Genomic DNA, 2794 nt, shown 5'->3' with positions numbered 1-2794 from the left:
AAATTCACCATGACCTGATCTCCTACTTCAGGAATCGCCACATAACCACGGTTTTGCGTGATCTGATCGGTTCCTCCTGCATCCGGACTCATCATTCTGATAAAGTGAGTCGTATCGTTGGTTTGCCAGTCAAATCTCACCTGAACCCTTCCCTGTCCTTCAGGATCGGTGTTTGAGATCACCGTTGCAGTTTGAGGTTCCGCTTTTGGAATATTAAACTCAGGTTTCGGCATAAAGCCTGTGTCGGAAGCAATTCCGTGGAAAGTTCCGGTGTAATGACCGATCGTATCGATCTCATGAGTCGTTTCCGTCACCATGATTCTTGTGAAATACGAAGTTTCGTTGGTGTCGGGTTTTCGCATTTCGATGTCGACTGCGCAGCCCGGATGTAAAAACGGAACCGTTGTGGAACCCGAAATATTGAAAACATTCACCGCCTCACTTCCCGATGTGCTTTTCTGTGAATATTCTACATCCAAATGCGTCGTTGCTTTTATGGGAGCAACTCTTAAAGATGGAGTTTTGTAAATCGTTTCGTTGTGTTGATAAGCAGTTTTGGCCAAATCTCCGACGTGCTGAATCGGCGTTGCTCCCGAAGTCAGTTTTTCGTGTTTGCTGCTGTTGTAGCCGTAGAATTGTGGCTTGGTGTGAACTGCTTTTAGTTCTACTTTTATATCGTTTGCGCTGCTTCCGTAAGTCAGTTTGATGGGCTGATTTTGTGGCGGAAGTTTCCCGAAGTGAAGGACTTCTCCGTCGTAATAAAACTGTTCGCCATACGCTTCTGCCATTCTCGCCAGATAATTGTAATGCGTCTCGTCGTATTGGCTGCTGTAAATGATTTGTGAATAATCGTTGGTATCGATTCTGATGTCGAAACGGCTTTTATCTAAACCTTGCTTAATGACTTCCTCGGCGATAATTCCCATATTGACAGGTTGGTTTCCTCCAAAACTCTGGATATGAGGAGCGCCGTCCAGTAAAATAGTCGGACTGTATCCTGACAAAACGATGTTTCCCAAACTCATTTTCTCCTGACTGAAGCCGACTCCCGTAATAACGCCGACAAAGGTTCGTTCCGGGCTTTTGTCGATGTCTTTGTAGGAAATGACTGCGGTGAGGCGTTTTCCCAAAAACTTGTTGGCCTCTTCTAAGGTATGGGTTTGGCGGTCGCCTAATGTATCGTGTGCTAAAGTTAAAGTAAACTGATGGTGTTTTTGCGCACTCTGGGTAAGCTTAAAATGCTTGTAATATCTGATCACTTTACCTTCAATAACCAAAGATAATTTTACCAGACGGTTGATCCCGTTGTGATGGTTGTCTGAGATTCCCGCCGCATTCTGGGATGGACGAAACGCAGAACCACGTGATGTTTCTGTGGTATTTGACATAATTTTGTGATTGTGTGGTGGTTTAAAGTTATTAAATTTTATTTATAAGTGAAGATTTTAAACATTAAATTTTTAGATTTTTGTTGTGAAAGGATTGATCTTGTTGTTTTTAAATCTTTATTGCTATTTTTTTAGCGCAAAGTCCGCTAAGATTTTTTTCGAATACTAAATGCATACTTTTAAGTTCGCAAAGGCGTTTCACTCAGCTAAGAAAACAAAGTTATTTTTCGTTTGATCAATTGTTTTTACTTTATTTATCTTGGTTTTGTTGTTTTTAAATCTTTGTTGCTATTTTTTTAACGCAAAGTCCGCTAAGATTTTTTTTATTACTAACTGCATATTTTTAAGTTCGCAAAGGTGTCTCACTTAGCTAAGAAAAACAAAGTTATTTTTCGTTTGATCAATTGTTTTTACTTTATTTATCTTGTTTTCGTTGTTTTTAAATCTTTGTTGCTGTTTTTTTTAACGCAAAGTCCGCTAAGTTTTTTTCAAATACTAACTATATATTTTTTAAGTTCACAAAGGCGTTCCACTTAACGAAGAACTCAAAGTTTAATTTCAAAAATATTTTTTAAAGCGTGGATTATATTGATTGCAATGATAATTTTCCGGCAAAATCTAAACCTGAAAATGATCGGATAGTTCTAAAGTTAAACGAATATTCTTTTGATAACTTTCAGTTCTAAAGATCACCACTTTGCAGCCCGGCTTGAGCGGAGCTCTTTTTCTCCCGCTGACTGAGCGTAGTCGAAGGCAGCGGGAGAAAAAAGCGGGAGCCCTTCGACAAGCTCAGGATAAACTACAGACGGGAATTGCTGCCCTGAAAAAAACCTATTTAATTTTATGGTTTCGAAGATAAATTTGGTCTGAAAATTACTGAAAAATTACCCTCAAAAAAAATCAATTTCAGGCAAAAAAGACCGTCTTTGAGGACGGTCTTTTGTATACCATAATACTGTTTTTTCTGTAGATTTTAGCTTGTCGGCCAAAGTCCTTCGTAGGCCGCGTTTCCGTAATTGATTTTTTCTGCGCTTACCACAAAGCTGATCAACATTGAGTTTTCATCCACCGCATCGAAGTCTACTTCGTGCTGGATGACGTAGCCGTTTTCCCAGTTTAGCGTGATCAGAGTGCCTTCTTCGTGCGACTTGTTAAAGGTGATTTCACCGGAAGTCGGCTTGTATTTTCCGTTTAACAATGATTCTAAGATGTCGGATTTTTCTGTCGCCTCGATCGTTAGTTTGATGATTGCGTTCGAAGGATCGGAAGCGACACGTCCTGAAACGTCTGTGGATCGCGATACGCTGTAGTTCAGCTTCAGTAATTTTTGTCCTTCGCTGCCGTTGAATTTTAAGATTCCTCTTGAATTTGCTGCCATGACTCGTAAATTTTAATCGTTATATATT

Annotated in this window: 2 protein-coding genes; both read right to left on the bottom strand. The window is 39.8% G+C overall.

Features of this window, described 5'->3' with window-relative positions:
* Positions 1-1388 (bottom strand): phage baseplate assembly protein V (locus NZ698_RS19435; protein WP_263004937.1); only part of this gene is annotated, 1388 nt, incomplete at its 3' end.
* Between the two features lie 973 nt (positions 1389-2361).
* Positions 2362-2766 (bottom strand): type VI secretion system tube protein TssD, encoded by a 405-nt coding sequence (gene tssD / locus NZ698_RS19430; protein ID WP_263004935.1) that lies wholly within the window; start codon positions 2764-2766, stop codon positions 2362-2364.
* Between the last annotated feature and the right edge of the window lie 28 nt (positions 2767-2794).

Origin of the sequence: Chryseobacterium edaphi (assembly GCF_025628985.1) — a bacterium.
GTDB lineage: Bacteria > Bacteroidota > Bacteroidia > Flavobacteriales > Weeksellaceae > Chryseobacterium > Chryseobacterium edaphi.
Note: the sequence above shows the minus strand (reverse complement) of the source record. Positions and strands in the feature narration are given on the sequence as shown.